General features: G+C 34.3%; 2 protein-coding genes and 2 pseudogenes. 2 read left to right on the forward strand and 2 right to left on the reverse strand.

The window, feature by feature from the left end:
* A pseudogene (locus A9G40_RS04485) lies at positions 1-484 on the reverse strand (hypothetical protein); the annotation flags it as partial.
* Positions 481-735, reverse strand: coding sequence for a hypothetical protein (locus A9G40_RS04490; protein WP_065582081.1), 255 nt, complete (start codon positions 733-735; stop codon positions 481-483). The gene A9G40_RS04490 and the pseudogene A9G40_RS04485, both read right to left, overlap by 4 nt.
* A 74-nt stretch (positions 736-809) precedes the next feature.
* On the opposite strand from A9G40_RS04490, the pseudogene A9G40_RS15745 reads away from it, so the two are divergent.
* Both A9G40_RS15745 and A9G40_RS04500 read left to right on the forward strand, forming a co-directional pair.
* Positions 810-1035: pseudogene (locus A9G40_RS15745) on the forward strand (transposase); the annotation flags it as partial.
* 34 nt (positions 1036-1069) lie between these two features.
* Positions 1070-1400 (forward strand): IS3 family transposase (locus A9G40_RS04500; protein ID WP_141675188.1); only part of this gene is annotated, 331 nt, incomplete at its 3' end.

The following is a 1400-nucleotide window of genomic DNA, read 5'->3' on the forward strand; positions in this document are numbered from 1 at the left end:
CCCTTGTCTTTTTTTTCACACGTGATCTTTTCCTTTTTAAATAGTTTTTTGAGGACTTTTTAAATAAAAAAATACAACTATCACCAATACAAGTAATTTTTAAGCTATTTTTAATTTGACTATAATTTACACCTATAAAAGTGGCAAAACTTCCCCTTTGATAAGCCTCAATTTGGGTCCAAGTCATATTATGAATATCATGTTGTTTCGCATAATCTTTCTCGGCTGAAATTAAATATTCGTCAAATGATGAAAAAGTTTTACCAACAAATTTTTGATATAATATTTTTGCCCATAATTTGGAATCGTATGACTCTGTCGCCCCATCTGATATTGCTATACTTAAATTATCATCTGATATAGCCCATGAATCTTCATTTAAAGATTCATGATCCAAAATAAAATCTTTTTCTATATTAAATTGATAATTACCATTATCCAATGTGTCTTTAGAAATAGAACCCAAAAATATTTTTTTTATCATCTCAATTGTGCCGCTCTAGTTCCAATTTCAAAGAAGTCTGCAATTTCAGCAGCCTCAGCATTGAACATAAAACCTCTTGATTCACTAGATACACTGTACCCTTTCCCTTGAGCGAAATTAACTAAATTCGATGGCAATAAGCTAGACATTCTAAATAACATTTTTGCATAAGAATCTGGTAAATTAAATTCACCAGATGGAAATTTAATTGCAGCACCACTTAATGTACTAACATGAAGATTTAGTAACAATACTGTAGCTACCCCCTAAAATAGTACAGCCAAAAAGTAGGAAATTCTCTATGATAAAAGTAAAAGAGGATTCAATGATGAAAAAAATGACTGAACATCAAATCGTCGCTATTTTAAAAGAAGCTGAAGCGGGTATTCCTGTCAAGGAGCTCTGTCGTAAATAGGGCATGGGTAATTCAACTTTCTATAAATGGCGTGATAAATACGGTGGTATGGAAATTTCAGACATCAAACGTTTAAAGGAGCTGGAGGCGGAAAACCGTAAACTTAAACAGATGTTTGCTGAGCTCAGTTTAAAATCTCAGCTTCAGGAAGAAATCATAAAAAAGCTTTAGTGCCAACAGGGGCACGTAAAACGTGGGCACAGCGACTACAACAAAATCATTCAGTTACTATTGCTATGAGTTGTGCCATTGTTGGTTTAAGCCGTTGTGCTTACTATTATCAAGCTAAGTTACAGGATGATTCGGTGATTGTTTCGGTGTTGAATGCTATCACAGACCGGCATTTACGCTGGGGCTTTCCTAAATGTTTTAATCGTATCAGAAAGCTCGGCTATCAATGGAATCATAAACGGGTATATCGGGTGTATTGTGAATTAAAGCTTAATCTCAGGGTAAAGCGTAAAAAACGCATTCCTCCACGATGCCCGGAAAGGTTATTAG

It is taken from the genome of Gilliamella sp. Nev3-1 (genome assembly GCF_001690435.1).
In the GTDB taxonomy this organism is placed as follows: domain Bacteria; phylum Pseudomonadota; class Gammaproteobacteria; order Enterobacterales; family Orbaceae; genus Gilliamella; species Gilliamella apicola_C.